Origin of the sequence: Roseobacter weihaiensis, assembly GCF_020622345.1 — a bacterium.
Classification (GTDB): Bacteria; Pseudomonadota; Alphaproteobacteria; order Rhodobacterales; family Rhodobacteraceae; genus Roseobacter; species Roseobacter weihaiensis.
The window spans coordinates 1-5,767 of sequence record NZ_JACNMO010000054.1; the positions used below are offsets into that span (position 1 = coordinate 1).

At 54.2% G+C, this 5,767-nt stretch carries 8 protein-coding genes; 7 read left to right on the forward strand and 1 reads right to left on the reverse strand.

Annotated elements, in window-relative coordinates:
* Nucleotides 1-649: 649 nt before the first annotated feature.
* The 7 genes from H7847_RS26225 (at nt 650) to H7847_RS26255 (ending at nt 5,246) form a co-directional block, all read left to right on the forward strand.
* Nucleotides 650-955 carry a hypothetical protein gene (locus H7847_RS26225; protein ID WP_227272616.1) on the forward strand — a complete coding sequence of 102 codons (306 nt, stop codon included), beginning with the start codon at nt 650-652 and terminating at the stop codon, nt 953-955.
* Nucleotides 952-1,305: a hypothetical protein gene (locus H7847_RS26230; protein WP_227272617.1), complete on the forward strand. Its 354-nt coding sequence runs from the start codon at nt 952-954 to the stop codon at nt 1,303-1,305. The genes H7847_RS26225 and H7847_RS26230 overlap by 4 nt, the downstream gene beginning before the upstream one ends.
* 7 nt (nt 1,306-1,312) lie before the next feature.
* Nucleotides 1,313-2,122, forward strand: coding sequence for a hypothetical protein (locus H7847_RS26235; protein WP_227272619.1), 810 nt, complete (start codon nt 1,313-1,315; stop codon nt 2,120-2,122).
* A 96-nt stretch (nt 2,123-2,218) separates the two neighbouring features.
* Nucleotides 2,219-3,418 carry a DUF1611 domain-containing protein gene (locus H7847_RS26240; RefSeq protein ID WP_227272621.1) on the forward strand — a complete coding sequence of 400 codons (1,200 nt, stop codon included), beginning with the start codon at nt 2,219-2,221 and terminating at the stop codon, nt 3,416-3,418.
* Nucleotides 3,415-4,536, forward strand: coding sequence for an alanine/ornithine racemase family PLP-dependent enzyme (locus tag H7847_RS26245; RefSeq protein WP_227272623.1), 1,122 nt, complete (start codon nt 3,415-3,417; stop codon nt 4,534-4,536). Before H7847_RS26240 ends, H7847_RS26245 begins: the two co-directional genes overlap by 4 nt.
* 51 nt (nt 4,537-4,587) lie before the next feature.
* A complete protein-coding gene (locus H7847_RS26250) occupies nt 4,588-4,821 on the forward strand; it encodes a hypothetical protein (protein ID WP_227272625.1) in 234 nt (77 codons plus the stop codon).
* Between the two features lie 143 nt (nt 4,822-4,964).
* Nucleotides 4,965-5,246: a hypothetical protein gene (locus H7847_RS26255; RefSeq protein WP_227272626.1), complete on the forward strand. Its 282-nt coding sequence runs from the start codon at nt 4,965-4,967 to the stop codon at nt 5,244-5,246.
* Nucleotides 5,247-5,615: 369 nt separating this feature from the next.
* Here H7847_RS26255 and H7847_RS26260 read toward each other — a convergent pair.
* Nucleotides 5,616-5,767: integrase core domain-containing protein (locus tag H7847_RS26260; protein ID WP_227271152.1), on the reverse strand; the 152-nt coding region annotated here is incomplete at its 5' end.

Genomic DNA, 5,767 nt, shown 5'->3' on the forward strand with positions numbered 1-5,767 from the left:
GGTCTGCGATACGTCTAAACCAATGTAGTTTTTCATGGTCGTCTCTCCTTCAGCTCAAGGTTTCTGAGATCGACATTAGCCGTTCTCAATGCCCTTGAAGCCGAGCGCTCAGCAGATACGCCATGTCTGCTTTTGCTCAGCGCGAACCTTCGGGCGGACCGCGCCATCACCAATGCTCGAAAAGCTTCTCCGAATGTCGGGCTTCGGGACATCGGCGGGTTTCTTTCGCGCTCGCGGCGAAGCAGCCACTGCGCCTGATCCGAATGTCTCCTTCGGGCTGGCACTAGTCATCTGACCAGAATTGTCGGATGTCCGCAGCGAGCCCATCTTGCAGATTTTCTGGAATGCAGCGAAGGTCGGCTTCTGGGTCGCATACCAAAAATTTGACATAACTGGCGAAGGTTTTGCCGGTCCAGAAGGTGAAGGGTTTCTAACCCTCGCTGCTTTCAACGGTATTGATGGCCTTAAAAACGAAGCTATGCCCCCTGACGTTGTAATTCAGACGCCAAGAGACTATGTATAGATCACGAGAGTTGTGGTTTTCTGCGGTCTAGGCGCATCGCTCTGCCGGAGCGGACTACAATCTTCCACCATTAAAATTCAGCTGTCACGTCCTCTGAAAGGGATTTGATGTTTGGGAAGTTTGCCGATGTTATCGCGCACGACCACATCATTTGTGACGTTTGCTCATCCGTTTTTGGTGGCCGGATACACAGATGAATTGCCTCCGGGCAGCTATGAACTCTTTGCAGAAGATGAAGTTATGCAAAGCCTCAGCTTTATGGCCTACCGGAGGACCGCAACGCATCTGTTGATCAGGTGGCCCACTGGTGGGGCCGAATTGCGCCGTATCGATCATCGCGACTTGGAAATGGCCCTGGCACAAGATCAAAGCTGCGAAAAAAGACACAAAAACAGTGAGGCGGCGCTTTCTCCGTCAAAGGATCAAAAATGACTTTTCCAGAATGGACGAAACCCGGCATCTACGGTGCTTTTGGTGGTGCGATTGCGGTCTCTATCCTCGGCTTTACCTGGGGTGGCTGGACAACCAGCGGCAATGCGCAAGAGATGGCACAGAGCCTTGCAAGCGAAGAAGTGGCACTGGCGATGGTGCCGGTCTGTCTGAACATGTCCGCGGTTGACCCAGAACGCGCGGAAAAACTGGCGATCCTTCAGGAAGCCTCCGGCTTTAGCCGCCGCAAGGCTCTGATGGATACCGGCTGGGCGACGCAACCGGGCTCCGAAACGCCAAGTCGCAGCCTCGCAGATGCCTGTCTCGCGGGGCTTGAGCTGGATGGATCATAACTCAGACATGATGCAGCAGCTGCCCCAAACAATCTGCGGGACACGTATATCGCCAGAAATTCAAATGATTATGGCGCTGTTTTTCGGCTCGATCTGCGCTCTGTTCCTGTTTGCAATGCCTGCATTTGCCCAATCTATGCCTGAAAATGCCAGCGCAAAGAGCTATGGTGGGGGGTGGGAGTGCAACATCGGGTATAGGCTTAATGACAATGCCTGCGCAGCGGTTACTGTGCCGGAAAATGCGTATAAAACCAACCGCACATATGGCCCCGGATGGGAATGTGTTCATGGCTTTCGCAAGAGCGATGAAACAACCTGTGTTGCAGTGATTGTCCCCGATGGTGGATTTCTGGATCCCTCAGGCGAACGTTGGCATTGCCTACGCGGATTTCTCAAAATCGACGATATATGTCAAGAGATTGTGCTGCCCTCAAACGCCTATCTGGCGGATAGGTCTCATGGGTCCGCATGGGCCTGCGAGCGTGGCTTTCGGGCGGATGGAGACGAATGTACCGCCATTACCGTCCCGCTCAACGCTTACCTGAATACATCAAGGTACGGCCAGCCCTGGATATGTGAACGGGGCTTTTTTGAACAGAATGGTCTGTGCAAGGCCGTTGTGATCCCTGCGAATGCCTACTTCGATGACGCGACCTACGGCAACGGATGGAAGTGCGAGCGAGGATATGCAGCCTCTGATACGAGCTGCGACGTAATAGACATCCCCGCGAATGCCCATCTTAACAGGTCCGGAAACCGTTGGGAATGCAACAAGAACTTCCGAAAATCAAAAGACTTGTGCGTGCTCGACAACTGAACGCGCACCGCGCCGGACCACGACCGGTTCAGCTTCAAATTGCGGCACCGATGGCAGTGATGCCTTTTGTGCCGGTCATCCCAAAGGACCCTAAACATGGAACCCAACCTAAAGACAGTGGATACCATCCAGCGGAATGTCAGCGGCGCGCAAGCGTCCCCATCAGCTCAAAACGAAAGCATTCAATCCAATACCGTAGCGCAGCCGGTCATCCCCCCCAGTGCCATTGTTTATTGCGAGGGCAATTTCGCAAAAATTGATGGCAAAACTGCAAACGGCCTCGTGCGTCATTCAGAAGCCTATCGGATCCTATCCGTCATCGACAGTGTCCACGGTGGGCAGGACAGCGGGCTGGTTCTTGACGATGCGATGAACCACATACCGGTCTTCAAGGACCTGAATGCCGCTCTCGTCCATGAGGCGTTGGTCCCCGATACGCTCATCTACGGGATGGCACCCTCGACGGGGAGACTCTCACCGGCTGACCGGAGCGTCGTTCTGGACGCCATAACACTTGGTATGAACATCGTCAGTGGTTTACATGAATATTTGAGCGATGACCCTGAAATCGCTGTCGCCGCTTCCCAACGGGATGTCACCATTCGCGACATTCGCAAGCCTAAGCCGAGTAAGGACATGCGGTTATTCGATGGCAGTGTAGCTGATGTCAAAGCCCTTCGTATCGCAGTCCTTGGGACCGATTGTGCCATTGGCAAGCGGACAACAGCGACCGTTTTGGCACGTGCGCTGAACGCAAAGGGCATCAAAACGGTGCTTGTTGGCACGGGTCAGACGGGTTTGATGCAGGGCGCAAAATACGGTGTGGCAATGGACGCCGTGCCGCCGCAGTTCTGCTGTGGCGAGCTTGAGGGCGCGATTGTTGCCGCCTCGGACGGTGAACGGCCTGACGTGATCCTGATCGAGGGTCAGGGCGCGCTAAGCCACCCGGCCTTTTGCACCTCCGCTTTTATCCTGCGGGGCAGCCAACCCGATGCGGTCATCCTTCAGCACGCGCCCAAACGCGCCCATCGCTGCGATTTTCCCAATATGCCGATGCCCACCCCGTCAAGTGAGATTGCCCTTATAGAAGCGTTTGCCGATACGAAGGTCATCGGGGTCACGCTCAATCATGAAGGGATGTCCGAAGACGAAATTACGGACACTATCGCTGCGGAATCGCAAGAGCTCGGCCTGCCTGTGACCGACGCTCTGAGCCGACCGGCAGCGCGTTTGCTTGCCATGGTCGTTGCAGCGTATCCCGGTCTGCGCCAGGAAGTACCTGTGGATGCAATATGAGCACACCTCGCATAGAGGTGGATCTGAGCAAGGTTCGCCACAACACTCAGACAGTTGTTAAGCGGCTAGAAAAACGTGGAATTAATGTCACTGGCGTGACCAAAGCCAGTTGCGGAAATCCCAACGTGGCCGAGGCCATGCTATGCGGTGGCGCTTTGGGTCTCGCCGATGCGCGTCTCAGCAATGTGCAGAGGTTGCGCACAGCCGGTTTGACATGCCCGATCACTTTGATCCGAACACCCATGCTGAGCCAAGCCGAACAGGTCGTTCAAATCTGTGACACGAGCTACAACACCGAGATAGTCGTCATCGCGGCCTTAGCTGCTGCCGCAATCCGGAAAAACACGGTTCATGATATCATCCTGATGGTCGAGATGGGCGATCTGCGTGAAGGAATACTACCAGAGAACTTGGCCACAATTGCACAGTACGTCATGAGGTTGCCCGGTGTTGCGTTGAAGGGTATCGGGTCAAACTTTGCCTGCCTCAGTGGAATACCCCCCAACGCCAGCAAAATGGCGGCTCTCTGCGATCTGGCGACAGAGACCGAAGGGGTTTGTGGCACTTTCCTCAAAACGGTATCTGGTGGTGGCTCTGCGAGTTTGCCCTGGGCGCTCGGGCGACAATCGAAGGGTCGCATCAACGATCTGAGGCTGGGAGAGGCCATACTTCTGGGCGTTGATCCGGTTACAGGAGATCAGATCGGCGGCCTCTATACAGATGCATTCACACTTGTCGCGGAGGTTATTGAAACCGATACAGAGCCGGTATTTCCACCCGCCAACTTTGGCGACCCGGCTCTGGTAAGACTTCACCTTGTGCCAAACAGTGGGCACACCACGCGTCTGCTGCTCGCGATTGGGTATCAGGACACAGATGTTTCGGGACTTTCGATGCCTTCTGGACATACGTTTGTCGACGCGACAAGCGACCATCTCGTCATTTGCACAAACCGATCACCGTTACCGGTCGGAGCCGAATTGAGATTTCAGATGAATTACAAAGCGTTGATGCAGGCAATGGCTGCACCTGATATCGACACAAGACTGCTCCATGACCGATCCTCAATGCGGTCGCGAGACATCCAAGGCACAAGCAAAGATCTGGCATCGGTTTGAACTGCCTGGATCAACCATACGAATATGAAGCCGCTCAAAGGAGATTGACCATTGGCCAAGCTGACGAAAACAACCCTGTTTAAAGCACTTGATCCCCAACCGGAGACGGCGATGGACAAGACAACGCGTGTCGTCAGGGAAATAATCGACGAAGAAGCACAGCAACGACAAGTTAAGATCGCGCGGCTTCGCACTGCTCGGCTCGAGAGGGAAGCGAACACGCCTACCGACGCGCCCCCTGCAAAGAAGAAAAAAGATGTATCCAAAGCCGTCACAAGGGGATGATACCACCACTGGTCCCCTGTTTTCGGTTTGCCACCAAACCCGGCAATTCATAATCTGCTTGTGCGAGAAGCAAACAAATACGTTTCCGCCTCACGTCTCTCCCGACCTTCGCAACCGTTCCCATTCTTTCCGAGGAAGCATCTATGACAGATTCAGACAAGAGCGCAGCAAAGGTTCACTACATCTGCCAGACATATGTTGAGAAGACAGTAGAGCGGGATGGTCCAGTAACCCTGAAAATTGACAAGCAATTTGAGCACTCGACAGCGTCGGAAGCGCAAAACAGAGCAGAAAGAGAAGCCCGATCTGAAACGTGCGCGGGTGCCGATGCCTACACGGTCAGCGAAGACCCGAACAGCGGCGAAGTCGGATCACCAAGTTTCCTTGTAAGGCTTGGCAATGTCCCAGAATTTGATGAATTCTAAGGCCTTTTAACTGGACTAGGCTCGACTCATAGCACCGCACCTCGAACGCAACACACCCGCACCAGCTTAGTCGCGTTGAAATCTCTTACCCAAGGTGTCGGACCACGGAGGGCTGTATAAGTCCCTTCTGCTTGTATGTTTTCATCTTTGACCGTGGTGCGGACGTCAAGGATGAAGACACCGAACCTATCAACATGATCGGCTGGTACCTGGTCGCTGCTACCGTACGGTAGTTCACACCAGTAGCTGCCTGCGAATGTACCATCAAGTTTGTTGGCAATTTGGGTCTGTAAGTAGCCTTCATAGGCACCCGAAAAGTAAGCCAGGATGGCAACGACAAAGCTTCTGACCTGCTCCCCTTTGAGTCCGCTAATTTAAGTTAGCTCTGTTCAGGTTTTGGTCTTCCTTTGACCGGTTAGCATATTCGTGTGGCGTCATGCCAGCGAGGCTGGAGTGAGGCCGGTTGTGATTGTAGTCGGCGCGCCATGCCGCAATCATGCGGCAGGCATGGCGCAAAGACG

Bases quoted from the DNA above. Each gene is read 5' to 3' on its own strand.
- H7847_RS26230 (WP_227272617.1), top strand. From the start codon at position 952: ATGACTTTTCCAGAATGGACGAAACCCGGCATCTACGGTGCTTTTGGT.
- H7847_RS26235 (WP_227272619.1), top strand. From the start codon at position 1,313: ATGATGCAGCAGCTGCCCCAAACAATCTGCGGGACACGTATATCGCCA.
- H7847_RS26255 (WP_227272626.1), top strand. From the start codon at position 4,965: ATGACAGATTCAGACAAGAGCGCAGCAAAGGTTCACTACATCTGCCAG.
- H7847_RS26240 (WP_227272621.1), top strand. From the start codon at position 2,219: ATGGAACCCAACCTAAAGACAGTGGATACCATCCAGCGGAATGTCAGC.
- H7847_RS26225 (WP_227272616.1), top strand. From the start codon at position 650: ATGTTATCGCGCACGACCACATCATTTGTGACGTTTGCTCATCCGTTT.
- H7847_RS26245 (WP_227272623.1), top strand. From the start codon at position 3,415: ATGAGCACACCTCGCATAGAGGTGGATCTGAGCAAGGTTCGCCACAAC.